The organism is Rathayibacter sp. VKM Ac-2928, assembly GCF_022815545.1.
Taxonomy (GTDB): domain Bacteria; phylum Actinomycetota; class Actinomycetes; order Actinomycetales; family Microbacteriaceae; genus Rathayibacter; species Rathayibacter festucae.
On sequence record NZ_JALGRU010000006.1, the window covers coordinates 145,236 to 170,409 of the forward strand.

Consider the following 25,174-nt stretch of genomic DNA (forward strand, 5'->3'; position numbering starts at 1 on the left):
GGGGTCGTCGGCACGGGCGTCCTTCCGGGCGTCGAGGGCGGAGGAGCGGCTCATGCCCTGACCGCGGCACTGCGGTGGGGGGAGTCGCTCGAGAGGTCGGCCGGAGGAGTCCGGCGCGTCTGCTGCGACCCTAGGCGGGGCGTTCGAACGCCCGTTCGCAATGAACCTTCCTCCGGACGGGGGTTCCCGTTCAGGGGGCGCACTCCGGCTCGACGCGCCGCCGGTCCGTCCGATCCCGCCCCGGACGGGTGCCACGGGCCCCCGGTGCTGCCCCGAGCGCGAAGACGCGTTCGGCTCGCGGAACCGCATCGGGCTCGCGGAACTGTCCGGATCCGGTGTGCCGAGGCGGGTTCTGCGTGCCGGAGGGGGTTCCATGAGCCGAGGATGCGCGCCGTCGGTCCCGTCGCCGTCAGACCGAGCGCCGTCAGACCAGGCGCCTGCCGCTGAAGCGGTCGATCGGGGCGTCGCGGCGCATCGCCCGCTCGTACATGCGGTGGAACGGCTCGGTCAGCACGCCGTTGGAGCGGTCGAGGGCGTCCTGCCAGGCGACGATGTCGCCGAGCTGCGCCGCCAGGTCGGCCCGCAGCGCCGCCTCGTCCACGGTCGTCGACTCGCCGCCCGCGACGACGACCCGCCCGGCGACGATCACGGTGTCGATGGACGAGCCGTTCTCGGAGTAGACGAGCTGGTTCTCCAGGCGCTGGCGCGGGGTGAACGCGAGCGTCTCGAGGTCGAAGAGCACGAGGTCGGCCTGCTTGCCCACCTCGATGCTGCCGGTGACGTCGCCGAGCACGGCGCTGCGCGCACCGCCGATCGTGCCCGCGGTCAGCACCTCGGCCACCGTCGGCCACGTCGACAGGTCCGGATCGGTCACCTTGTGCAGCAGCGCCGCGGCCTTGATCACGTCGAGCATCCGCGGGGAGTCGCTGCTCGAGCAGCCGTCGGTGCCGAGCCCGAGGTTCACCCCCGCGTCGTGCAGCGCGCGCCACGGCGCGATGCCCGAGCCGAGCTTGAGGTTCGAGATCGGGTTGTGCGAGACGGAGGTGCCCGCCGCCGCGATCGACGCCATGTCGGAGTCGGTCAGCCAGATCCCGTGCGCGAAGGTCGTGTTCGCGGAGAGGGCGCCGATCCCGGCCATGTACTCGACCAGCGTCGAGCCGTGGAGCTCCTCCCCGGTCACCAGCTGCGTCTTGGTCTCGAGGACGTGGATGTGGCACTCCGCGTCGTGCTCGAGCGCCAGCTCCGTCGCGCCGACCAGCAGATCGGCGCCCACGCGCTGCGGGGCCGAGGGCGCGACCATGTAGCGCAGCCGTCCGCCGCCCCGCCCGTGCTGGGTGGCGAAGGCGGTGCGACTGAAGTCGAGGTAGCCCTCGGTGGTCGGTCGCGCCGCCCCGCGGACCGAGTCGAGCAGCTCGGCCGGCAGGTACTCCTCGAGGAACGGCATGGTCTCGAAGAAGGGCTTGCTGATCACGTGCCCGGAGATGTTCGCCCGGATGCCGATCTCGTCGTAGGCGTCGAACACCGCCGCCAGCTGCGCCGCGTCCTGGTCCGGGTTCTCGAGCACGTCGTCGACGAGCGTCGTGACGCCCGCCTTCAGCGACTCGAGTGCGAACAGCGACGAGCGCAGCCGGATCAGGTCCGGAGCGACGCGGCTGTCGCCGAGGATCGGGTACGACAGCAGCATCCACAGCTCGAGCGGCAGGTTGTCGTAGCGCCCCTTGTAGAGGTACTCCCACGAGTGGGTGTGCGCGTTGACGAAGCCCGGTGTCACGAGGCGGTCGCGCCCGTCGAGGACCTCGTCGCCCGGCTCGGGCTCGAGCCCCGGTCCGATCGCCGTGATCACGTCGTCGACGATCCGGATGCTCGCCGTGATCGGGACGGCGCCCGAGACGGCGTCCATGGTGATGACGGCGGCGTCGGTGATGAGGAGGGGCATGGCGGTTCCGTTCGTGATGCGGTGGTGCAGGAGCAGGGTGGTGCGGGAGCGGGTGGTGCGGGAGAAGAGGAGCGGGAGTGACGGGGCCGGCTACCCGAGGACGGGCTCGGACTCGCGCGCGGCCGGCTCCAGGGCCTCGCGCTTCCGCACCCAGGACGCGGCGTCGCCGCGGCCGAGCAGCAGATAGGCGAGCCCCGCCGAGACGCCGCCGGCGAGCCAGGAGACGTCGACGCCGCCGAGCGCGGTCGCGGCCGGTCCCTGCAGCGCCGGCACCGAGCCGTTCATGAACAGCCAGGTCAGCGTCGCGCCGATCGCGAAGGAGAGCAGCGCGCGCCAGCGCACGTCCGGCAGCAGCGGCGAGCCGACCGGGGCGAAGAGGTGCCCGAACGAGCGCACCCGCGGCTCGAACACCGTGTAGTGCACCAGGACGATCGCGCCCCACGGCGCGACCCAGCCGACCAGTCCCACCAGCCAGGCGTCCAGCGTCGTCGCCAGATCGTCCTGGAAGACGAAGAACACGGACGCGGCGAAGGCGAGCACTCCGACGATCAGGCTGAGCGCGCGGCGGCCCAGGCGGATGTCGAGCGCCTGGGTGGCCATCCCGAACGAGTAGATGTTGAGCACGTTCGTCGCGATCGGCCCGTGCACCACGAGCAGCAGCACCGGGATCGCGAGGGCGCCGAAGTTCTCCACGATCAGCTGGCCCGGGTCGACCGAGCCGTTCTTCGTGGCGAGCGTCGCGCCGAGCACGCCCAGCCAGACGACGGGGACGAACTGGCCGAGCACGCTGGCGAAGTAGAGCTTCCGGCGCGAGGCGCGGGGGCTGACGAAGCGCGAGTAGTCGCCCGCGTAGGCGAGCCAGGTGAGGCCCCAGCCGATGCCGATCGCGGTCATCACGATCGACATCGCCGCGATCCGGTCGCCGCCGGTGAGGGCGCCCTCGGCCGGGCCGGCGTAGGACCAGTCGATGTCGAGGAAGAACCAGGCGACGATCGACATCACGGCCAGCACCAGCAGGGTCGGCGGCACGGTCCAGCGCTCGAAGGCGGCGATGGCCCGGTAGCCGAGGAACGAGATCGCGACCTGGATCGCCATGATCACCGCGGCGACCGCGACCTTCCAGCCGATGTTCGCCGCCTCCGGGTCGACGAGGCCGACGGAGCCGAGCAGCGCGATCACCAGGTCGAGCACGATCCAGGTGTTGATCGCGCACCAGCCGATCACGACGACGGCCTGGATCACGGCGGGTGCGTAGTTGCCGCGCCGCCCGAAGACGGCCCGGCCGACGAGCATCCCGGTCGCGCCGGTGCGCTGGCCGAGCAGCACGAAGAAGCCGAAGACGGCCATGCCGACGACGTTGCCGAGCGCGAGGACGGTGATCGTGTCCCAGAGGCCGAGGCCCATGTTCACGCCCAGCGCGCCGAGGACCCAGTTGATCGGGGCGATGTTGGCGCCCGCCCAGATCCAGAACTGGCCGTCGAGGCGCGCGTTGCGACGGCTCTCGGGGAGCGGGGTCAGCGCGTCCTCGGTGTCGGTCGGGCCGTGCAGGGTGTCGGAGCTCATGGGTGGATCCTCTCGAAGCGTGAGGTGGAGCGGGGAGTCGGAGCGGGGAACGGTGGACGGCGCCGCGGCAGAGCGGGCTGTGGAGGAGCGCGGCGGGTCGGGCTCCACCCTCCCGGCGGGCGGTTTCGGCGGCCGCCTCGCCGTGTAAATTCGCCGTGACGCGAGAGGACGTTCTGCATGGTGATCCCGCTGTCCGAGGCGCTTCTCGACCCGCTGCTCGCGGCCGCCGGACCGGTCGTGGTCGCCGGCGGGGAGGCCGCCGCGCGGGTGCCGATCCGCTGGGCGCACGCCAGCGAGCAGCTCGACGTCGCGCCGCTGCTCCTGGGCGGCGAGCTGCTGCTGATGGAGGGCGTGAACCTCTCCTCGGACCAGGATCCCCAGGAGTGCCGTCGCTATGTGGAGTCCCTGGTCACGGCGGGGATCGGCGCCCTGGCCGTCGAGCTGTCCGAGCGGCTGCCGAGCGTCCCGGCCCCGCTCGTCGCCGCTGCCGACGATCTCGGGCTCGCCGTGCTCGCGCTGCCCCGGCGGGTGCCGTTCGTGCAGGTCTGCGAGAGCATCAACACCCGGCTCACCGAGCAGAAGTTCCGGAGCCTGCGGGTGGCGGACAGAGTGTCCGGACTTCTCGGCGAGGCGGCGGCCGCGGATGCCGGGATCGACGAGCTGCTGAAGGTCGTCGCGAGCGCCACGGGCGCCAGTGCCGCGCTCGTCTCGCCGGCGGGCGAGGAGATCGTGCGCGCCCATCCCGGCCGCGGCGTCGACACCGCGCGCACCGCGGGCGCCTCGTCCGGGGTGCTGCGGGCCGGCGACTCCCTCCTGGGCACGCTCTACCTCCGCGCCCACGACGAGGCCGACCTGCACGGCGTGGCCGTCGCGCTCGACCGCGCGCCGGACGTGCTGGCGATCGCCCTGCTCCGGCGGCGGCCGCCGACCGCGCGCGAGCGGCTCACCGCCCAGCTCTTCGCGGTCGCGACGGCGCCGTCCGCGCGCCCCGACCCGAGCGCGGAGCTGCAGATCGACGCGCTCCTCGGCCGGCTCGGCGTCGGCGGGCGGGAGTGCTTCCTCGGAGTCTGGGCCGACGTCGGCGACGACGAGCGCACCCTCCGTGCGGTCCGCGCCGCGCTCGACCGCTCGGTGCGGGGGTCAGCGGACTCCGCGAGCGTGATCTGCGTCGCGGGCGGCGAGCTGCTCGCGCTGCTGGCCTTCCCGGACGCCGCCGCGCGGGAGCGGGCGAGGGCGCTGCTGCTCGGCGAGTGGCCGCCCGCTGCCGGGGCGTCCGCGCTGGTCTGCGTCGGCAGCGGCGCCGACGCGGTGGCGCGGGTGCCGCGCGAGCTCGCGGAGGTGCGCGGTGTGCGGGAGTGGACCCGCGCCGAGAGCGGCGTCGTCGATGCGCGGCTGCACCGGCTCGAGCGCTTCGCCAGCACGCTGCGAGACGACCCCGAGGCGGATGCTCTGGTGGAGGAGGTGCTCGGCCCGCTGCGCCGCGGCCGGCCGGAGCTGCTCGCGACCCTTGAGACGTTCGCGTCGCACTGGGGGAGCAAGACCGCCACCGCGGCCGCCCTCTGCATCGGCCGGCAGACCCTCTACGACCGCCTCGCCCGCATCGAGTCCCTGATCGGCCCGCTCGACGCCTCCTCGGCCCGCACCCGCGTCCTGCTCACCGCCGTCTCCCTGCACCGCGCCCGCGCGGCCCTGCCCCCGGCCGCCCCGCGCTCGACCCGCCCGTTCCCGCCGCCCTCGGACCGCTGACGAAGCGCCCGGTCGAGCCGCTCGCAGAGCCCCAAAGTCGCAGGATCTGGTGATCGAGTAGACCGCCGCATCGGAGTATCGAGAACCGCGGACTCCGTGGGAACATCTCGATGTGCGAACGAGTGCGAGGCCGACGGTGGGGAATAATGACCGCAGCGGAGAAAGGAAAAAGAGACAATGAAGACTCACCTAGTAGATCCTCGCAACGTCGACGGCGAAGTGGATAACCCGGTCTATCGCGTCTACTCCACAGAGGCCGAGACGATCGAGGAGGAGATCCGTTTCATCGAAGCGCGAGATGTCCTGGAGGTGATTGAATGGGCGGAGCGAGATGCTCGTGGTCTTCCGTTCCGACTGTACCTCGAGCACCCGAGCGCCTTCAATTCCGGAAAAGCAACACTCGAGCTTCTCTTCTCGCGGTAAGGGTCGCTTCTACTTACTTCTGACGTAGAGAAAAGTCGACTGGCCCGATCCTGAGATCTCTGTACTCAATGGTGGCGCTCCTGCGAACGAATGGCTGGCACGAAAGTAGGCGTCTGCGCTTATCCTTGGTGCTCCTTCGGCGGGGACATACCATGTCCGTGGCTGGCCGAGTGCACCCACCGGGATGTTCTGGACGTAGTTCGACTCGGCGACGATCTGCAGGCTTGCCACGCTGTTCTGGCTGGTCTTGCCGAGAAGCGAGAGGACCCTGACAGGGATGTTGCCGTTGGGTCCGGAGCAGGTGACAACAGTTTTAGCGATAACACCGCCCGTGCCGCGAGATCAGTGTGGATTGTTCGTCTTCCCGACGCAGCTGTATTTCGCTTCATCGGCGAACTGAAGCTTCTGTCCGTCGGGTTGCGCGTAAGTGCCCGCGGGATGGTGATGGATGAGGACGTGCTTTCATCCGGCGAAGCGTTTCGCATGTCCAGCTCCAGCGTGGGCACGGGATCGAGGCTGGGTGCTGCCGACGTCGTGTTCGGTATGCCGATCATGGCGCTCGACAATGCGACGATCGCAGCCATTTTCCTTGCGCTGTAGAACCACAGCCACGTACATGCTGGCGCAATGCTGACGGCAATCAATATGTGGATCACTGTTTACTGTGAATCGGGAGAGCGCTCCCATTGCTGTAGATCTGCGGAGTGGAGGGGTGCCGAACTCGTGGGCTGTCCTTTGGTGAACGGACGTTGCGCGTTTCAGCCGAACGTCGCGCGCCATCGTTCTACCTTCGGTGGTCACCTCTTCGTGGAGCGCGGCAATCACGTAACGTGTGCCCCGACGCCGCGCTCGACTCGTCGTTCCCGACCATGCGGCCCGTTTACGGGGCGTCCCGACCAGTAGGCGAGGTCTCAGCGCGGCGGCAGCGCGGCGCCCGCGACGGCAGAGCTGCCGAGGTCGCTCTGGGGGAGGGGCTCGCCGGAGGCGAGGGCGTCGGTCCAGGCGGCGGTGTCGGCGACGGCCGCGAAGTTCGAGTTCAGCAGGGCGAGCAGGGTGGTGTGCACCGTCTCGGCGTCGACGGAGCCCGCCGCGTTCGAGATCGCAATGGCACCGGTCGCGTCCGAGAGCACCTCCGCCGTCAGCCCGTGCGTCTCGGCCTCGGCCGCCGAGGCGAGGATGCAGTTGTTGGTCATGTAGCCGACGAGGGTGATCGTGTCGACGTCGCGCTCGCGCAGCCAGGCGAGCAGGTCGGTGCCGGCGAAGACGGTGCCGAACTGCTTGGTGATCGACGTCCACTCATCACTGCGGCGGCCTTCGATCTCGGGGTGCAGCTCGAAGCCGGGGGTGCCCGGTGCGAAGACGGGTGCTCCCTCGCCGCTGCTGTGCTGGACGGCGGCGATCGGCAGACCGGCGGCCGTGGCGGCGTCGAGCGCGGCGGTGATGGCGGGCAGCGAGGTCGCGTGCGGCGGGTAGCGGATCTCGAGCGGCCCGGCGAAGTACTCCTGCTGGACGTCGACGAGGATCAGGGCGCGGCGGGGTGCGGTCATGGTATCTCTCCTGGATCGGGGTGGTGCTCACCAGACTGCCCGTCTTCCGGGAGTCGAGGGACTCGCGGATCGACGGCGCGGACGTCAGGTCGTCGCGAGGGCGATCCCGAGCAGGAGGAGCGAACCACCCGAGGCGAGCACGCGCGCGGTGTTGGCGCGGATCCAGGCGCGCTCGAAGCCGCGCCGGGCGTCGGAGAGCGGACCGCCGGCGGCGCGGTCCAGTCGCAGGTTGAGCGGCACGCTGCGCCCGAAGGTGACGACGTACTGGGCGAACAGCGGGTTCTGCACCGCGGCGTTGATCGCGGTCATCGCGCTGACGAAGGCGCGGTCGTCGGTCCGGCCCAGGCCCGGCATCACCGCGCAGGCGAAGGCGTAGAAGAAGCCCGCCGCCAGGCCGCTGGTGACGAGCGCGGCGAGCAGGAGCGGCACGAGGAGAGCGTCGGGCACGGCTGCCTTTCCGAAGGGTGGCTCAGGCGGACGGTGTGCGGCGGACGGGACATCGGTCCATGCGAGCGCATGCTCACGAGAGGGAGACACCGCGGGCATCCGCTGCCCGGTCGGCGCGCACTGCGTCCATGCTCGCCGAGCAGCCCGCAGCGGGGAATCAATGCTGATCGAGTAGCCCGCGGAGCGGGCGTATCGAGCGGAGGGGGCGCCTCCGGCGCCAGCGCAGGGCGGGGAGGAGACCGACGTCCTTGGGGTGGGCGGGTCTGGATGCGCCCCTGCAGGGCTACTCGACCAGCATGTGTGCGGGCATCTCTTCCAAGTAGATCCCCCACCGTCAGAACGGTGCGGGAGCATCGTCGAAGCGGGGCCCCGGGGGCGGGTCGGGTGGCCGCCCGGGCAGGGGTGGCGGGCGGTTGCTGATCCGTCGGCCGGTCGGGCTCGTCCACTCGATCGTCCCGTGGTCGTCGACCCGGTCGTAGCTCCACTGCTCTCCGTGCCGCACGTGGTGGTGGGACGTGCAGAGCATGACGAGGTTCTCGAGCGAGGTCTCGCCGCCGTTGCGCCACTCGATCGTGTGGTCGGCCTCGCTGGTGGCGGCGGTCCGGGTGCAGCCGGGGAAGCGGCAGGTCTGGTCCCGCAGCTGCAGGTGCAGGCGCATCTGGGGCGGTGGAGTGCGCCAGGTCCGGCCGGCGGAGACGACGGCTCCGGTGTCCGGATCGGTGAGGACGCGGGTGAAGGACGCAGCGGTGCGAATGAGCTCACGGGCGATCGGGGCGGGGACGGGGCCGTAGCCGTCGAGCTCCGCGGGCGCATCGTCGAGACCCACGGCGGTGGACGCCGCGAGCGTGAGCCGCACTTCGGCGCGCACGCCGGGGACGAAGGTCGGGTCGGGCCGATGCTCGTCGTTCGGCGTGGTTCCGATGATGTCGCCGTCGCAAAGCAGATCGACCGCCGCATCGGCGCTGAGCTGCTGCAGGGTGCGCGGGTCGCCCTCGTCGCGGAGGGTGCGGGAGATGCGGCGGAGTCGGTCGTAGGCGCCGGAGACGGCGGGCGCGGGAGCGTAGACGCAGAGCGTCGCCATCCCGTCGACGTCCGGCGTGACCCAGACCGCGCGGTCCTCCTTCGCGCGCGCGTGGCGCTCGGCGAGCGGCTGCTCGTGCAGCTCCTCCCGCCAGCGACCGAGTGCTCGGCGCAGCTGCGTGGTGGTCATCCTGACGGCGGCGTCGGCGGCGCGCTCGTCGAGTGCGGAGCGGGAGGTCTCGGGAAGGCTGCTCGCGGTCCTGCAGATCGCCTCGCCCAGCTCCCAGAGGATCAGGCCGTCGCGCAGCAGCGCGCGGGTGAGCGGCAGGTGCTCCATCAGAAGCTGCGCGGTCTCGAGGCGGCGGGAGACCTCCCGCTCGGACACCCCGAACGCCACCGCCAGTTCGGCACGGACGGAGCGCTCGACGAGGTCGCGTGTCACGCTGCGAGTCGCGCCGCGGGCGAAGGCCTCCGGGACGGTGAGCGCGATCCGGTAGCCGCGGTGCATCCGCTCCGCCGCTCTGAGGCGCGTCGGGGACGCAGCGCGCTCGGCGGCGGCGGAGTCGTCGAAGCAGTCGCGCACCTCCGCGAGTGCTGCCGCATCCTCGTCTTCTGACATACGGGTATTGAATCAGGCACCACCGACACCGGAGTGGGGTGGCGGGCCGATCGGGGACAGTGCTGTCAGATCGGGGTTGGGGAGGAGGCTCGCTCCCGGATGTCTCGGCGGTGGTGGGTCTCGATGCGCCCTTCGGGCTGCTCGACCAGCGTGCAAGGGCCGCCGGACGCTGCTGCTCGACCAGCGTGTAAGGGCCGCCTGCGGCGGCTGCTCGAGGGGCGGGCGGCATCATGCTGATCGAGTAGCCCGCGGAGCGGGCGTATCGAGATCCACCAGCGTCAGAACAGGAGTCTGCAGACCCGCCGAGCTGGTGACGGCGGGTCTCGATACGCCGCCTGCGGGGCTGCTCGACCGGCATGCGCGGGCTGCTCGACCGGCGGCGCTACTCCGTCCCGGTGCGGGTCTCCGTCTCGTCGGAGGAGGTGATCTCGGTGTCGGTCTCGTCGGCGCGGTCGCGCAGCGCATCGGCCATGGCGCCCGCGCCCTCGTCGCCGTGGTCGTGGTCGACCTGCTCGATCAGGCCGCCCAGCTTGTCGTCGTTGCTCGCGTCCTCGGCGCCGTCCATGACGGGGCCGTTCTGGGTGTCGCTCATGGCTGCCTCTCCGCGCGGACGGAGGTCGACCGCGCGCCTCCGACGCTACGGACCGCGCCACCGGAGCGCCCGCCCTTGACGTCGCGACCGCCCCGTGGGAAACGCGAACGGCCCGGCCCCTCCGAGGAGGGAGCCGGGCCGGTCAGGCGGAGCGGGTCAGTTCTTGATCACCAGGGTGATCGAGGCGCTGGAGCCCACATTGCCCGCGGCGTCGGTGGCCCGGGCGACCACGGCGTAGGTCGCGTTCGGCCAGTTCTTGCTGTTCGCGGTGAGCGACCAGCTGCCGTCGGCCTGCTTGACGCCGTCGCCGAGCTTGGTCGAGCCGGACCAGAAGGCGAGGCTCGTGACCGCGACGTTGTCGCTCGCGTTGGCGACGAGGGTCACGGTGCCGGTCACGGTCGTCTGGCTGGCGGGCGAGACGATCTTCGCCTGCGGCTTCACCGTGTCGGCGCCGGAGGTCGGCGTCGGGGTCGGCGTGGCGGTCGCGGTGGGCGTGGCGGTCGGCTTCGGCGTGGCGGTCGCGGTGGGCGTCGCGGTCGGGGTCGGCGTCGCGGTCGGCGTGGCCGTCGGCTTCGGCGTCGCGGTCGCCGTGGGCGTCGCGGTCGGAGTCGGCGTGGCGGTCGGCGTGGCGGTGGCCGTCGGCGTCGCGGTCGGCGTCGGGGTGACGACCGTGCCCACCGGGATCGTGCTCACGCCGTAGCCGTAGTAGCGGCCGGAGACGGGACGCGTCGGGTCGCCGGCGAAGGTGCGGCCGCGGTCGACGGTGGCCGACTTGGCCTGGGCGATCACCTGGGCGATGACCTGCGCGGGGCTCTTGCCCACGCAGGATCCGCCGGCCGCGAGGCAGTCGAGGACGACACCGGAGGCGGCGGCCGTCGACATGCTGGTGCCGGTCTGGATGTACGCGTAGGTGTTGCCCTTCTTCGTCGTGTAGGGGCAGGTGCCGGGCGCGGCGATGGTGTGACCGGCGTCCGCGGGCGAGGCGAAGTTGCTGTTCAGCGTGTAGTTGTCGTCCTTGGTGGTCACGTTCGTGCACGGGACGGCGGCGAGCGAGCCCGGCTTGCCGTCGTAGTTCGCGAAGTTGGTGACGGCGAGGACCTCGTCGTAGGCGGCGGGGATGTACTTCGACAGGTCGGCGGCGGAGTTGCCGGCGGCCGAGACCACGGTCACGCCCTTCGCGACGAGGTCGCAGACCGCCTGGTGGATGGTGTCGCCGTCGGTGCGGCCGCAGTTGCCGTCGTCGGCGCCGTTCGTGGCGAGCGACATGTTGACGACCTTGATGTTGTAGGTCGCGGCGTTCTGCGACACCCAGTCGAGCGCGCACATCAGGGTCGAGATGTTGCCCTTGTTGTTCGCGTCGAGCGCGCGGACCGAGTAGATCGGCGCGCCGGGGGCGATGCCGACGGTGCCGGAGCCGTTGTCGAGCGCGGTCATGTAGCCGGAGACGCCGGTGCCGTGGCCGTTGGCGTCCTCGGCGGTGCCGGAGCCGAAGCAGTTGACCTGCTTGGCCAGGTTGTAGTCGGGGTGCGCGCTCACGCCGGAGTCGATGACCGCGACGGCGGGCCCGGTCCAGTTGGTGACGCCGTCGCCGGCGCTGACCGGGGCCTTGTCGGCCTCGGCGGTCAGGACGTGCGAGGGCATGGTCTGCGCCTGGCCCTCGACCACCTGGTCGGCGGGCGAGAGGCCGAGGACGCGGCTGTCGGCGGCGAGGATCGCGTGCTGACGGGCGGTCAGGGTCGCGGTGAAGCCGGAGACGCCTCCGCCGTAGGACGCGTCGAGCGTGAGGCCGAGGGCGCTCGCGAGCGTCGTCGAGACGGCCTTCGAGTCGACGGTGACGACGTAGCGGCCGGCGCCGGTCTGCGTGGCATCGGCGGCCTGCGCGGGGAGCGCGGAGGCGCCGACGAGACCGGCGGTGACGACGGCAGCGGCGGCGGTGGCCGCGAGGAAGCGGCGCAGGCGGCCGGCGGGGCGGCGCGACGGGGTGGAGCGAGGGATCACGAAGGTCCTGTGTTTCTGTGCGGCGGGCGGGGCGGGGGAACCGGAGGGCTCGCCGGGCAGCGGTGACCGACGACCGTCGGACGCTGGGAACGGCCGACGGAGGAGTGCAAGGGGGATCAGGAGCCAAAGCTAGCGGTCCCAGGTTCGGGATGCACTACTCTTCGTGATTTCTCAGTGCGCTGGGTCTGCGGACGGGGCTGTGGAGGAGGGTGGATCTCCATACGCCCGCTGCGCGGGCTGCTCGATCAGCAGGAACGGAGCTCAGCGGGGGCGCGGGGCCCGCAGCACGCGGCGGTAGACGTCGATGGTCGCGCGGGCGATCGCGTCCCATTCCAGCGCGGAGAGGTCGGCGGAGGCGTCGTCCGCCACCGTGCGCTCGTCGAGCCACGCCAGCGCGCCGTCGAGGGCCGCGGAGTCGAAGGCGCCGTCGTAGAGCCGCACCCAGTCGGGGCCGACCAGGGCGGCCAGCTCGTGCATCGCGCCGAGGTCGGGCACCAGCACCGGCCGGTCGGCCGAGACCGCGAGGATCGCCGAGCCGGAGTTCTGGATCGCCGAGTAGGGCAGCACGACCAGGTCGCTCGCGCGCAGCCAGAGCGCCATCCGCTCGTCGCTGAGGAAGGACAGCTCGAGCCGGATGCGCGCATCGCCCGCCGCCGCCTCCTCGATCACGCCGCGCAGCGGTCCGCGGGCCGGGTTGCCGGCGACCGCGAGCAGCGTGCCGTCGTCCTCGCGCTCGCGGAAGCGCTCGATCAGCGTCGGCACGTTCTTGTACGGCCGGATCTGGCCGACCGACACGACGAGCCGTGCGTCGGGGTCCAGACCGAGCTCGGCGCGCGCCTCGGCCCGGGTCGCGGAGAAGTCGTAGTCCTGGCGGTAGTGCCCGTGCGGAGTCACGAACGCGGGCACCGCGGCCAGCTCGGGGTAGGAGCGGCGCATCGCGGTCACGCCCTCCTCCGAGAGGCAGACGATCGCGTCGAGGTTCTCGGTCAGCAGCCGCCGGTACCAGTTGCGCAGGAACGGGGTGCCGCGCTCCTCGTGCGAGGTGACGTTGTGCGCGGTCCAGATCAGTCGGGTGCCGCGCAGCCGCGCGACGCGGAGGAAGGCGAAGAAGAAGACCAGCCGCGCGACGATCCGGTAGCGGCGGACGCCGCTGAGGAAGGTCAGGTCCGGCCAGTGCAGGTGCACCACGTCGACCTTCGCGACGAGCAGGCGCAGCCAGGAGAGGTCGCGCACGAGCACGCCCTCCGCGGTCATCGCCGTGTAGAGCCGCGCGTTGTAGGGGTTCGCATAGCGGGTGCGGAAGGCCGGCTCGGCCTCGACCCGCAGCCGGCGGCTCCGGGCGTCCTCGCCGGAGAGCAGTCCGCGCAGGCGCGTGCGCAGGCGGCCGCGCAGGGTGCGGGTCCCGCCGGCGATCATCGGGCGACCTCCGCCGCGCCGGTGCCGGGCACCCGGCCGAACAGCGTGCGCTCGGCCTCCGGGTAGCCCACGCGCCAGTCGGCCCGGCGCTGCCAGACCTCGGTCCAGGCGCGGCGCTTGCGGCGGGTCGCGGTCTCGAGCACGGTGCGCACGAGCGCGCCGGCCTGGAGCAGCGCGATGCCGATCCGCGCGGGCAGCGGCTTCCACGAGAGACGGATCATCGTGGCCTTGCCGGCCATCACCATGCACATCTTGCGGCCGGAGTTCCCGGCGGTCGCCGCGTCGCGGGTGGAGGCCCCGACGTCGTGCACGATCACGGCGGTCGGCACGATCACCGGGCGCAGACCCGCGCGGCGGGCGCGGATCGAGAACTCGGCGTCCTCGCCGTAGAGGAAGAAGCGCTCGTCGAGCCGGCCGACCCGCTCGTACTCCTCGCGCGGCATCAGCAGCAGGCAGCCGGTGATGATCGGCACCTCGCGGACGCTGTCGCGCTGCCAGCCGCCGAGCGACTCCGGGTCGAGCAGCGGGTTGCCGCGGAAGGCGGTGGAGAGCATGGTCGCGTAGGTCAGCAGCGACCACAGGCTCGGGGCGCCCCAGCAGGACGAGGGGTCGACCGAGCCGTCCGGGCGCAGGGTGCGCCCGCCGTAGACGCCGTAGCGCGGGTTCGCGACGGCGAACTCCAGCAGCGCGCGGAAGGAGCCCTCGAGCACCAGGGTGTCGGGGTTCAGCAGCAGCACGAAGCGCTCGGTCGCCGCCGCGACGCCGCGGTTCACGCCGCGGGCGAAGCCGAGGTTGTCGCCCGCCTCGATCACGGTCGCCTCGGGGTGCGCGGCGCGGATCGCCTCCGCGCTGCCGTCCTCGGAGCCGTTGTCGACCACGATGATGTGCGGCGGGGTCGGCGCGTCGCCGAGCGGGATCGACGCGAGGCAGGCCAGCGTCTTCTCCCGGGTGTTGTAGCTGACGACCACGATCGCCAGGCTGGTGTCCACCGACTCAGGCACGATCGGCCTCCGGTCGCTGCCCGATCACCTTGGCGGGCACGCCGCCCGCGATGCAGTTCGCGGGCAGGTCCTTGGTGACCACGGCCCCCGCGCCGACGATCGCGCCGTCGCCGATGGTGACGCCCGCGACGACGACCACGTTCGCGCCGAGCCAGACGTCCCGGCCGATCACGATGTCCTTCTCGATCTTCGGCTGGTCCATCACGGGCGTGCCCTGGACGATGCCGTAGTTCGAGGCGGTGATCGTGACGTTCGGCGCCAGCAGGCACTTCGCGCCGAGGGTGATCCGGCCGGTGCTGTTGCCGGCCCAGAGCAGCGAGTTCTCGCCGATGTGGGTGCCGGCGCCGAGGGTGATCCGCTCGGCGTTCCGGAACGACACGTTCGGCGCGAACGAGACGTCGGCCCCGCGGGTGAGCCGCGGCACCTGGTCGGCGTGGCTGTACGCGTGGAAGTGCAGCAGGCGCACGGCCTGCAGGTAGGTGCGCACCTTCGTGAGGGTGCGCAGCGGTCCGCCGCCCTGGCTCATCGGCCGGCTCCGTTCGATTCGAGGTCGTCCGGCGATCCGGCGGGGGTCTGCTCGGCGAGCGGGTCGATGACCGGTGCGCCGATCTCGGTCAGCGAGGCCGCGATGGAGCCGATGAAGAGGTCCGCGTCGAGGTCCGAGCGCACCGAGATCGCGATGTCGAGCCGCTTGGTGAAGGAGCTCGCGAAGACCGCGGCCTCGTCGTCCGGCTCGGTCACCGGCCAGAGGGTCATCGAGGCCAGCTCGGCGCCGCCGAACCAGCGCGGGCGCAGGAAGACGGGGAGGTAGGACGCGTAGCCCTGCCAGTCCTTCCGGCCGCGGGTGATGCCGCTCTCGCCGGTCTCGACGGCGAGCTGCACCTGCTCGCGCACGCTCGCCACCGTCTCCGCGAGGCCGAGCGACACCGGCACGGCGACGCGCACCATCGACACGTGGTTGCGCTTGACCTCGTTCCTGTCGCGGCGCGGCGACACGGGCACGAGCGTCGCGATCTCCGCGCGCTCGGGGTGCAGCGCGGCGAAGGCGTGCAGCGCGAGCGCGACGGTCAGGTCGGCGACCGAGCCGCCGGCCGCGCGGGCCGCCGCCTTCGCGGTCTTGAGGTCCGCGGTGAGGATCGCGGCGTCGCGCGGCTTGATGCTGCGCTCGAGCAGTCCCGAGCGGCGGATCCACCAGTCGCGGGCGGCGCGGATGTTGCGGCCGCCGACCCGGGTGATCCGCTTCTTCAGCGGCTTGCGCTTCCACTCGGTCCACTCGTCCGCGAGCGACGCGTGGGTCGACGCGATCTGCCGGCGGGCGGCGAGCGTGAGCGCGATCGGGCCGCGGGGCGGCCGCGGGTCGTCCGGGAAGCGCATCGGCGCGCGGCTGAACGGCGCGAACTCGATCGGCTCGCCGGAGGTGAACGCCTGGATCAGCACCAGCCCGAACATCCCGTCGCCGAGCGCGTGGTGGATGCGCACCGCGAAGCCCAGCTGCCCGGTCGAGAGCTCGATGACGAGGATGTCCCAGAGCGGGCCCTTCGGGTCCATCGGCCCGTTGAAGGCGCCGGTGAGCAGCTCGACGTGCCGCGGGTCCCACTCGACGACGCCCGGGTGGAAGCGCACGTGGTCGCGGACGTCGATCTCGTCGACCGACACCCAGGACGGCGTGAACAGCCCGAGCGGGGCGCGGGCGAGCCGCTGCCGCACCGAGGGGGAGGAGCGGATGAACGCCTCCCAGGCGGAGTAGACGAGGTCGCGGTCGAGCGAGCCGTCCGCGCGGCGGAACGGGGCGCCGTCGACGATCATCGAGCCGGTCGGCCGGGCGACCTCGTAGACGACGGCGTTCGAGACGAACTTCTCGTCGAGCGTGCGCAGCGGCTCGGCGTGCGGTCGCCCGGTGCGGCGAGGGGGTCGGGTCATGGCGGTGCTCCCTGGTCGGAGGCGGCGGAGGGGAGCGGTCAGCTCGGGGTGCCGGCGGGCCGCTGGTCGGCGGCCGGCAGGCGGATCGGCGTCGGCGGGTACTCGTCGACGAAGGTCGAGCCGGAGAGGCGGAGGTGGCGCGAGCGCAGGTAGCCGCGCAGGATCCCCTCGACCATCGCGAGCTCGTCCTTCGCACCGCGGCCGCGCCGCTTGGCCGAGCGCACCAGGCGCCGGCCGCTGCGGACGGCGAGGGTCGCGGTCAGCCGCGCGCCGACCTTGGGCGACAGTCGCCACCACTTGCCGACGAGCGCGCCGAGCCCGAGTCCGTAGCCGCGCATCAGGCGGCGGTAGGCGACGGGGTTGCGGGTGTTGACGTGCAGCACGACGCTGTCGGGCACGAAGACGGCGGTGCCGCCCGCGGCGAGGGCGCGGCAGAAGATGTCGAGGTCCTCGGCGCCGGCGAGGTAGCGGCCGGCCCCCAGGGTGTCGTCGAAGCCGCCCAGTGTCTGCAGCACGTCGCGGCGGAACGCCATCACGGCGCCGTGACCCGCGTCGAGGCCGCGGACGGCGGAGCGGTAGACGATGCGGTCGGTCGGCGGCACGTCGGTGTCGACCAGGGTGTGGTCGAGCATCCGCCCGGTCGCCACGGTGACCCGCTCCTCCTCGAAGGCGCGCAGCAGCGCCTCGATCCAGCCGGGCGTCGGCGAGCAGTCGTCGTCCGTGTAGACCACGATCGGCCGGTCGCTCGAGTCGAGCCCGAGGTTCCGCGCGATCGAGAGGCCCTTGGTGTCGGTGCGGACGTAGCGCACGCCCGCGGCGAGGGCGACCTCGCGGGTGCGGGAGTCGGTCGACGCGGAGTCGACGACGATCACCTCGACCTCGGGGTCGGTGCCGGCGGCGATGGCCGCGAGCGCCTCCCGGAGCATGTCGGGCCGCTCGCGGGTGCACAGGATGATCGAGACGTCACCCGGGGTGAGGACGGAGGGGTTCACGGCGTGTCTGTCCTCGGCTGGTCGGAGCGGTCGTCGGAGTCGGCGGCTGAGCCCGTGCCCGCTGAGCCCGTGCCCGCTGAGCCCGTGCCCGCCAGGTCCTCGCGGACGAGCACCATCGCGGCGCGGTAGGCGGCGACGAGGTCGATGCTCGCGCGCTCCCAGGTCAGGTTCGCCCGGTTGTCGAGTGCGGCCCGGCGCATCCGAGCGAGCAGGGCGCGGTCGGAGGAGACCAGGTCGATCTGCGCGGTCAGCGTCTCGACGTCGCGCGGCTCGTGCACGAGCCCCTGCACGCCGTCCTCGAGGTTGGCGCCGGCGGCGGAGGAGACCAGCGGCACGCAGCCGGCGGCCTGCGCCTCCGAGGTCACCAGGGCGCTGCCCTCCTCGATGGTCGGCAGGATCAGCACGTCGGCGCTCGCGAAGACCCCGGCGACGTCGCCCGTGAAGCCGCGCAGCTCGACGCTCGGCTGCTCGAGCAGTCCGGCGAGGCGCTCCTGGTAGCCCGGGGTGAAGTCGCCGTAGACCAGGAAGCGCCCGGTGCTGCTCGCCTTCGACTGCTGCCAGGCCTGCAGCGCGTAGAGCAGGCCCTTGCGCGGCTCGATCCGGCCGACGAAGACCGCGGTGAAGACGTGGTCCGGCTCGTCGCGCGGGTCGGGATCGAAGCTGCGGGTCGTGTCGACCAGGGCGCCGTAGCGGTGGCGGAGGAGCTTGCGCGGCGAGAAGCCCTTCTCGAGGAAGGTCTGCTCCACCGAGGCGGACGGCACGAGGATCGCGGTCGCGGACGCCCACTCGCGCTCCTCGCGGCGCAGGCGCACCGCGTTGTAGGTGTGCGGCGAGCCGACCGGGGGCGTGATGCCCAGGCGCTCGTACTCCTCGGCGACGACCTCGAAGGCGTGCGCGGTGTGCGTGTTCGGGGCCTCGCGGACCGCGGGCACGCCCTGGCGGGCGGCCTCGTCGAAGGTGCGGGCCGAGCCCCACGGCCAGCCGTGCACGACGTCGTAGTCGCCCTCGGCGAGGATCCGCGCGGTGACGCGGTCGTGGTGCGCGATCGAGCGGCTGCGGCCGAAGAGGCGGTGCGGGAGACGGACGCCGCCGAGAGTGAGGGTCGTCACGGCGCGGGCGACCGGGCCGAGCGGCTCGGTGATCGAGGCGGCGACGACGGTGACGCGGTGCCCCGCGGCGACGAGCGAGCGGACCTGCTGCAGCGCGGTCCAGCCGATGCCCGGCGAGCCGATGCCGTGCGGGAACGAGTACAGGATCGACAGCGGAGCCCCGGCGGGCACGCCGGAGGCGACGCTCGTCAGCGGACGGGCGTCGCGGTCGGTGCGGTCGTGCTCGGGGTCGTCTCGGTGGTCGGGTGGGCCTGCGGCAGTGGTGGAGCACTGGTGCTCATCATCCATGCGTCTCCTGTCGTGAGGGCGGCGCGCTCAGGAATGAACGATAGCCACCATCCTCGACCACCTGAGAGGAACGCAAGTCCACTCCCGGCTCGGCGAGTCGTCGGTCCCGCAGACTTAACACAGCCGCAATACTTCCGGCATCCGCATGCCGTGGGTTATGGTCACAATGAGTGTGTCGGGGCACCGCACTCGCGGGGTCCCGGTTCTGTGCTCGTTCCGGCCCCATCGAGGCATGCCCGAAGGCCGGTGCGAAAGCAGCACCGCACCGCTCCGAAACCGCCCTTCGCACCAGGCTCCGTCGACACCTCGACAGCCGCAAAACCCGTTCCGCCATCACCGCCGTGATGGACGGAGGCGTTGCTCCAACGATTGCAGCAGCAATGCGACCTCCGAGCACGCGGCGCGTCGCCCCGAGGTCCCACACCTCGCCGTCTGGAAGTCGAGACCGAGATGTCCGTCCCCCTTTACCTTCGAGTGCTCTGGAGCTACAAATGGCTCCTCGCGGTCGGCCTCGTGGTCGCCGTCCTGGCCGCCATGGTCGCCGGCTACACCGTGAAGGACGGTGAGATCGTCTCGCGCGCCGAGTCGGCGTACCGCTCCGACACCACGATCCTTCTCGGCGGTGGCTCGCGGAACCCGCTCCAGGCCGTCGAGCCCGGTCAGACCCTCACCGAGGGCCAGTCCGAGGCCCAGCAGAACGACCTGACGAACACCGCGGTCATCTACGCGTACATCGTCAGCGGCTCCGAGATCCGCACCCAGGTCGAGCAGGCCATCGGCGGCTTCGCGCCGACCGAGGCCCTCAGCGCCGTGCGCCGCACGACCCAGCCGGCCGGCACCGAGCAGAACCCGGGCCGCTTCAGCCTCCCGATCCTCTCGATCGTCGGCGAGTCGACCGACCCGGCCCGCGCCGTCCTGATCTCGCAGACCGCGACCCAGATCTTCCAGGGGTACATCACCGCGCAGCAGGACGCCCAGGGCGTCGCCCCCGAGCTCCGCGTCACCCTGCAGACCACCGACCAGGGTGCGGCCGTCGAGCAGGAGGGGTCGAACCCGATCATCCCGATCGCGATCACCGGTCTCGGCGTCTTCCTCGCGTTCATCGCGCTCGCCTTCATCCTCTACAACATCCGCATCTCGCGGGAGCGGGTCACCGCCAACCGCGGCAACCAGCGCCGCGGCGAGTCCTTCCGGCGCGGCCCGGCCCTGACCGGCACCGCGTCCGAGAACGGCCAGCGACCCGCCGCCCTCGGCACCGCCCCCGAGAACACCGCCGGGCCGGGTGAGCTGGCCTCCTCCGGGAAGCGCAGCGCCACCTGAGGCGGTCGCAGCAGATGAGCACGCCGACGCTGAAGGGGACCCCGCTCGGGGTCCCCGGGAACGACGACCCCTACGCGGGTGAGATCCTCGTCCGCCGGACCTTCACGGTCCGCGCCGTCCTGTCGACCGTCCTGCTGGCGGCCGTGGCCGTCGCAGCGGTCTACTACCTCAATCCGCTGTACGCGGGGGCGATCCTCTTCGGGATCTCGTTCCTGTACCTCACGCGCAAGCTGGTCTTCAACTGGACCGGCGCGTTCATCGTCCTGCTCGGCGTGATCATGTTCATCCCGGTGCGCTACTACGCGCTGCCGATCCCGCTGGGCTTCGCTCTGGAGCCGTACCGGCTCGTCATCGTGCTGATGGTCGTCGCGGCGATCGTCGCGCTGATGATCGACCCGACCTTCGTCTGGCGCCCGGCCGCGTTCGGCTGGCCGCTCGGCATCTGGGTGGCCTCGAGCCTGCTCTCGATCGCCGCGAATGTGCAGTTCATCTCCGAGGGCGCCCTCGGCTCCGGTGTCGCCGGCGCGATCGTCAACGACCTGCTGATGCTCTCGGTCTACTTCGTCGCCCGGCTCGTGATGCGCAACGAGAAGCTCGTCGAGGCCTTCCTGACCTTCCTGGTCTGGTCTGCCGTCGTCGTCGCCTTCTTCGCGGTGATCGAGCGCGCGACGCAGCAGAACGTCTTCACGATGCTCGACAAGTTCCTGCCGCTCGAGCGCCTCGGCGCCGAGCAGGAGGCCTACCGGGCCGGCGGTTACCGCTCGTTCGGCTCGTCGCAGCACCCGATCGCGCTGGCCGTCATGTTCACCATGATGATCCCGATCGCGATCTACCTCTCGAAGTACGCCCGCTGGCCCTTCAACGAGATCAACCGCCGGATCATCTACTACGGCACGATCCTCGCCCTGCTGCTCGGCGTGGTCACCGCGGTCTCGCGCACGGCGATCGTCACGCTCGGCGTGATGTTCCTGCTCACGGTGATCCTGCGCCCGAAGGTCGGCGGCTACCTGCTCCTGGGCATGGTGCCGGTGCTCGGCCTCGGCTTCGTGCTGATCCCGAAGATCCTCACGGACATGATCGGGTCGTTCCTCGACCCCGACGCGCTCATCGCCTCGCAGTACACCTCCGCGGGCATGGCGGGCGCGGGCCGCCTGGCCGACCTCGAGCCGGCCATGGCGATCGTGCGCGAGCACCCCTTCTTCGGAACGGGAGTCGGCAGCCGCATCGTGGTGGGCGAGGACAAGAACGCGTTCATCCTCGACAACCAGTGGCTGGGCACTCTGCTCGACGGCGGCGCCGTGGGCGTCATCGGCCTGGCCGTGCTGTTCCTCGTCCCGATCGTGATGCTGCTGCGCTACTCGTTCAAGAGCACCACGACGCCGCAGTACGCGAGCCTCGCGTTCGCGATCGCGGTCCTGCTGCTCGGCTACACGATCGCCGCGTACTTCTACGACGCCTTCGGTTTCTTCCAGTCCTTCATGCTCTTCTGGATCCTCCTGGCCGTCGGGGCCTGGGTGCTCACGGAGGCACCACGGAAGTCGACCCGCCGGCGCCTGTCGCCGGAGGAGGCGGGGCACGTCTCCGCCTTCACCCGCGGAGGCCCCCACATCCCGGTCGGGCAGCCCGCCCTCGGCTCGCACGTCGGCGCTCACGTCGTCCGCAAGCCGACGCAGATCGAGTCGTGAGCGCACGCGTCAGCGTCGTCATCCCCGCGCACGACGAGGGGGCGGTGATCGCCCGGCTCCTCCGCGCCCTCGTGGACGGGGACCCGGAGGGCCGGCTCGAGATCGTGGTCGGCGCGAACGGCTGCACCGACGACACCGCGGCCGTCGCCCGGGCCGTCGATCCTCGGATCCTGGTGGCGGAGACGCCCCGGGCCTCGAAGATCGCCGGCCTCAACGCGGCCGACGAGCTCGCCACGGTCCTCCCCAGGATCTACGTGGACGCGGACGTCTCGGTCTCGGCCGAGACGCTCCTGGCGCTCGGCGACGAGCTGGCCCGCCCCGGCGGCCCGCTCGCGGCCGCGCCGGAGTTCCGGGTCGACACCGGCGGGGCCTCCTGGCCCGTCCGGGCGCACTACTCGATCTGGGAGCTCTCCGACTACCGGGCCCCGGGCCTGGTCGGCTCCGGGATCTACGGCCTGTCGGCCGAGGGGCGGAGCCGCTTCGGCGCCTTCCCCGAGATCATCGCGGACGACCGCTTCGTCCAGCAGCTCTTCACCCCCGAGGAGCGGCTGACGCTCCCCGGCCGGTCCTTCTCCGTGAAGGCGCCGCGCCGGATGCGCAACCAGATCAAGCGCACCGTCCGCATCGCGATCGGCAACGCCCAGCTCGCGGCCTCCGGCCTCGTGCCCGAGCAGACCGGCGCCGGCGGCGGCGGCCCGGTCGCGCTGCTGAAGCGCGTCCTGCGCCGGCCCGCCCTGTGGCCGGCCTTCCCGATCTACTGCTACGGCTATCTGCGACCCCGCCTCGAGGCGCGGTCGATCATCGCTCGAGGAGGCGTACCCGAATGGAACCGCGACGAGACGACGCGCGCGTGACGGGGTCGACCCCCGCGGGCGGCTCCTCCGCCCGCCACGGCACCACTGCGAGCGACGCCCAGATCGAGGCGGCGATCGACGACACCGCGCACACCACCGAGACGCTCGCGACCGACGCGATCGCGCAGTCGCCGACCGTGGGGGACGGGCCGAACCTGCCGCCCGCCTCGCCCAAGTCCGACCTCGGGCACAAGGCGAGCCGCGGAGTCATCCAGACCCTGGGTGGCCTGTGGGGCAAGACCGCGATCCAGCTGATCTCCACGATCGTGCTGGCGCGCCTGCTCTCGCCGAGCGACTTCGGTCTGCTCGCCGCCGTCACGGCCATCGTCGGCGTGGCCGACCTGGTCCGCGACTTCGGCCTGACCGGCGCGATCATCCAGGCCAAGAAGATGAGCGAGACCGTCTGGCGGTCCGTGCTCTGGCTGTCGGTCGCGCTCGGCGTGGTCGGCACGATCGTGATCGGCGCCTCCGCCTGGCTCATCGCCGGCATCTACAACGAGCAGGCGCTGGTCGTCCTGACGCTCGCCGTCGCGCCGACCCTCTTCATCAACAGCCTCTGCATGCCGCTCCAGGCGCGCGTGCAGAAGGAGATGAAGTTCGGCCTGATGGCGCAGATCGACGTGGTCTCGATGCTCGTCGGCGTGATCGGCTCGATCATCGCCGCGTTCCTCGGCTGGGGCGTCTGGTCGCTCGTCGTGCTGCAGGGCGGCGCGCTGATCTACCGGTTCATCGCGCTCTGGGTCGCGGCCCGGCCCACCTTCGGCCGCCCGCAGATCTCGCGCGAGGTCATCCCGCTGGTCACCACCGGCGGCAGCATCTTCGGCGTCCAGCTGCTCAACTACTTCGCCCGCAACGTCGACAACGTGCTGATCGGCGCGCAGCTCGGCACCGGCGTGCTCGGCCAGTACACCCGCGCGTACTCGCTCTTCCTGCTGCCGCTGCAGCAGCTCAACGGACCGCTCGGCCGCGTCGCACTCCCGGTGCTCTCCTCGCTGCAGGACGACGGCGAGCGCTACCGCCGCTACGTCCGCGGTGCGCTGCTCGTGATCGGCTACCTCACGCTGCCGACGTTCGGCGTGCTCGCGGCGCTGGCCGGGCCGCTCGTCGAGCTGCTGCTCGGCCCGCAGTGGTCGTCCTCCGCGACGATCCTGTCGCTGCTGTCCATCGCGGGCATCGCGCAGGGCATCGGCAACGTGCAGGGCTGGATCTACATCTCGCTCGGCCGCGTGCACCGCCAGCTGGTGTACTACGTGGTCACCCGCCCGCTCGTCATCGGCTCGTTCTTCGTGGGCCTGTGGTGGAACGGCGTCGAGGGCCTCGCGCTGCTCTACGGCCTCACCACCCTGGCGCTGCTGGTGCCCGGCTTCTGGCTGGCGATCCGCGGCACCTTCGTGCGCGGCTCCGACGTGATCGTGCCCGTTCTGCGCCCCGCGCTCGTCGTGCCGTTCATGTTCGGCGCGGCCTGGGCCGTCGGCGCGTACACCGATCTGCCCGCGATCGTCCACCTGCTCGTCGGCGGACTCGCCTCGCTGGTGCCGCTGGCGCTCGCGATGGCGATCCCGGCCTACCGCCGCGACATGAACCAGATCCTCGCGTTCGTGAAGCAGGTCCGGAAGCCCAAGCCCAAGGGCCCGGCGACCCCTGCCGCGCCTGCCGCGCAGACCACCCCGGCCGATGGAGGCACTGCATGACCCGCACCACCCGCTCCCGTCGCGCCGGCGTCCTCGCCGCCGTGGCCGTCGCCGCCGCGCTGCTGGCCGGCTGCACCTCCGCCCCGGCTCCCGCCGAGACGACCGAGCCCGCCGCCTCGGGCGAGCTGCCCTTCGCGGCCGGCTCGATCGCCGCGATGGGCGACTCGATCTCGGTCGGCGTCGCCGCCTGCGGGCAGAACAAGCCCTGCCCCAGCGCGTCCTGGACCACCGGCGAGGACGAGACGGTCGACTCGGTCGCCCGTCGCGCCGGCGAGTCGGTCGGCGCCGTGCCCGAGATCGAGAACGTCGCCTCGAAGGGCGCGACCTCGGCCGAGCTGCCGCGCCAGGCCGAGAAGGCCGTCGCCGCCGCGCCCGACCTGGTCACGATCCTGATCGGCGCGAACGACGTCTGCCGCAAGAACAGCGCCGACATCACCACGCCGGACGCCTTCCGCAGCAACGTCACGACCGCGCTCTCGACGCTCTCCACCGGCGCTCCGGAGGCGACGATCTTCGTCTCCTCCGTGCCGAACCTGCTCGACTTCTTCGAGACCGAGCGCGGCGACGCCGAGGCCGTCTCCCGCTGGGCCGGCAGCTCCAACTGCAACTCGCTGCTCTACCAGCCCACGTCGGACGACGCGGACGCGCAGGCCCGCCGCGACAACGTCTCGACGACGATCGACGCCTACAACGACGTCCTCGCCGACGTCTGCGGCGCCACCGCGAACTGCGTCTACGACCAGGGCGCCCTGCACGACTTCGACGTCACCTCGGACGACATCTCCGACGTCGACCACTTCCACCCGTCGCTGGCGGGTCAGGCGAAGCTCGCGGACATCGCCTGGACGGCGCTGCTCGCGAACGCCTCCTGAGGCGCTGAGAGCGCCGCCTGCGCCCACTGAGGGGGCAGGACGAGGGCGGGGGAGCTGCGGCTCCTCCGCCCTTCTGCGTGCGCGGGCGGTTTCTCGCGCGCGCCGGCGGTAGTGGTGACGACGCTGTCCGGCACG

21 protein-coding genes are annotated in these 25,174 nt (G+C 71.9%); 8 read left to right on the forward strand and 13 right to left on the reverse strand.

Annotated elements, in window-relative coordinates:
* Positions 1-424: 424 nt before the first annotated feature.
* Together MT350_RS19120 and MT350_RS19125 are read right to left on the reverse strand one after the other, a co-directional pair.
* Positions 425-1,936: an amidohydrolase family protein gene (locus tag MT350_RS19120; protein WP_243616453.1), complete on the reverse strand. Its 1,512-nt coding sequence runs from the start codon at positions 1,934-1,936 to the stop codon at positions 425-427.
* Between the two features lie 90 nt (positions 1,937-2,026).
* The gene (locus MT350_RS19125) at positions 2,027-3,499 is read right to left on the reverse strand and encodes a cytosine permease (RefSeq protein WP_243600305.1); all 1,473 of its coding nucleotides are present in this window, start codon (positions 3,497-3,499) and stop codon (positions 2,027-2,029) included.
* 177 nt (positions 3,500-3,676) lie between these two features.
* Between MT350_RS19125 and MT350_RS19130 the strand changes: the two genes are divergently transcribed.
* From MT350_RS19130 to MT350_RS19140, 3 genes are all read left to right on the forward strand, one after another.
* On the forward strand, positions 3,677-5,245 hold the full coding sequence (locus tag MT350_RS19130; protein ID WP_243600306.1) for a PucR family transcriptional regulator: 1,569 nt from the start codon (positions 3,677-3,679) through the stop codon (positions 5,243-5,245).
* Between the two features lie 177 nt (positions 5,246-5,422).
* Positions 5,423-5,668, forward strand: a complete 246-nt coding sequence (locus tag MT350_RS19135; protein WP_243600307.1) for a hypothetical protein — start codon at positions 5,423-5,425, stop codon at positions 5,666-5,668.
* Positions 5,669-6,106: 438 nt separating this feature from the next.
* Positions 6,107-6,268, forward strand: coding sequence for a hypothetical protein (locus MT350_RS19140; protein WP_243616454.1), 162 nt, complete (start codon positions 6,107-6,109; stop codon positions 6,266-6,268).
* A 311-nt stretch (positions 6,269-6,579) separates the two neighbouring features.
* Here MT350_RS19140 and MT350_RS19145 read toward each other — a convergent pair whose 3' ends face one another.
* From MT350_RS19145 to MT350_RS19195, 11 genes are all read right to left on the reverse strand, one after another.
* Positions 6,580-7,215: an isochorismatase family protein gene (locus tag MT350_RS19145; RefSeq protein ID WP_243600309.1), complete on the reverse strand. Its 636-nt coding sequence runs from the start codon at positions 7,213-7,215 to the stop codon at positions 6,580-6,582.
* An 84-nt stretch (positions 7,216-7,299) separates the two neighbouring features.
* Positions 7,300-7,662: a hypothetical protein gene (locus tag MT350_RS19150; protein WP_243600310.1), complete on the reverse strand. Its 363-nt coding sequence runs from the start codon at positions 7,660-7,662 to the stop codon at positions 7,300-7,302.
* A gap of 334 nt (positions 7,663-7,996) precedes the next feature.
* Positions 7,997-9,301: an HNH endonuclease signature motif containing protein gene (locus tag MT350_RS19155; protein WP_243600311.1), complete on the reverse strand. Its 1,305-nt coding sequence runs from the start codon at positions 9,299-9,301 to the stop codon at positions 7,997-7,999.
* Between the two features lie 382 nt (positions 9,302-9,683).
* Complete coding sequence (locus MT350_RS19160; protein WP_243600312.1) at positions 9,684-9,893, reverse strand: hypothetical protein; 210 nt, start codon at positions 9,891-9,893, stop codon at positions 9,684-9,686.
* Between the two features lie 156 nt (positions 9,894-10,049).
* Positions 10,050-11,891 (reverse strand): Ig-like domain-containing protein, encoded by a 1,842-nt coding sequence (locus MT350_RS20550; RefSeq protein WP_243600313.1) that lies wholly within the window; start codon positions 11,889-11,891, stop codon positions 10,050-10,052.
* 261 nt (positions 11,892-12,152) lie between these two features.
* Positions 12,153-13,307: a glycosyltransferase family 4 protein gene (locus MT350_RS19170; RefSeq protein WP_243600314.1), complete on the reverse strand. Its 1,155-nt coding sequence runs from the start codon at positions 13,305-13,307 to the stop codon at positions 12,153-12,155.
* A complete protein-coding gene (locus MT350_RS19175) occupies positions 13,304-14,296 on the reverse strand; it encodes a glycosyltransferase family 2 protein (RefSeq protein WP_243616455.1) in 993 nt (330 codons plus the stop codon). Before MT350_RS19175 ends, MT350_RS19170 begins: the two co-directional genes overlap by 4 nt.
* 4 nt (positions 14,297-14,300) lie before the next feature.
* Entirely contained in the window at positions 14,301-14,834 is a 534-nt protein-coding gene (locus MT350_RS19180; protein ID WP_123705671.1) for a DapH/DapD/GlmU-related protein, read from the reverse strand.
* Positions 14,831-16,228 (reverse strand): wax ester/triacylglycerol synthase family O-acyltransferase, encoded by a 1,398-nt coding sequence (locus tag MT350_RS19185; protein ID WP_243600316.1) that lies wholly within the window; start codon positions 16,226-16,228, stop codon positions 14,831-14,833. Before MT350_RS19185 ends, MT350_RS19180 begins: the two co-directional genes overlap by 4 nt.
* Positions 16,229-16,266: 38 nt before the next feature.
* Complete coding sequence (locus tag MT350_RS19190; RefSeq protein WP_132435098.1) at positions 16,267-17,220, reverse strand: glycosyltransferase family 2 protein; 954 nt, start codon at positions 17,218-17,220, stop codon at positions 16,267-16,269.
* The gene (locus MT350_RS19195) at positions 17,217-18,617 is read right to left on the reverse strand and encodes a glycosyltransferase family 4 protein (protein ID WP_243600317.1); all 1,401 of its coding nucleotides are present in this window, start codon (positions 18,615-18,617) and stop codon (positions 17,217-17,219) included. The genes MT350_RS19190 and MT350_RS19195 overlap by 4 nt, the downstream gene beginning before the upstream one ends.
* 450 nt (positions 18,618-19,067) lie before the next feature.
* Between MT350_RS19195 and MT350_RS19200 the strand changes: the two genes are divergently transcribed.
* Genes MT350_RS19200 through MT350_RS19220 form a run of 5 tightly spaced genes read left to right on the forward strand, consistent with a single transcriptional unit; the run spans position 19,068 to position 25,039 of the window.
* Positions 19,068-19,937, forward strand: a complete 870-nt coding sequence (locus tag MT350_RS19200) for a hypothetical protein (RefSeq protein WP_133671811.1) — start codon at positions 19,068-19,070, stop codon at positions 19,935-19,937.
* A gap of 14 nt (positions 19,938-19,951) precedes the next feature.
* The gene (locus MT350_RS19205) at positions 19,952-21,622 is read left to right on the forward strand and encodes an O-antigen ligase (RefSeq protein ID WP_123444655.1); all 1,671 of its coding nucleotides are present in this window, start codon (positions 19,952-19,954) and stop codon (positions 21,620-21,622) included.
* Complete coding sequence (locus MT350_RS19210) at positions 21,619-22,476, forward strand: glycosyltransferase family 2 protein (RefSeq protein ID WP_243600318.1); 858 nt, start codon at positions 21,619-21,621, stop codon at positions 22,474-22,476. The genes MT350_RS19205 and MT350_RS19210 overlap by 4 nt, the downstream gene beginning before the upstream one ends.
* Complete coding sequence (locus MT350_RS19215) at positions 22,473-24,167, forward strand: lipopolysaccharide biosynthesis protein (RefSeq protein WP_166674001.1); 1,695 nt, start codon at positions 22,473-22,475, stop codon at positions 24,165-24,167. The genes MT350_RS19210 and MT350_RS19215 overlap by 4 nt, the downstream gene beginning before the upstream one ends.
* The gene (locus MT350_RS19220; RefSeq protein WP_243600319.1) at positions 24,164-25,039 is read left to right on the forward strand and encodes a GDSL-type esterase/lipase family protein; all 876 of its coding nucleotides are present in this window, start codon (positions 24,164-24,166) and stop codon (positions 25,037-25,039) included. Before MT350_RS19215 ends, MT350_RS19220 begins: the two co-directional genes overlap by 4 nt.
* The last annotated feature ends 135 nt before the right edge of the window (positions 25,040-25,174 follow it).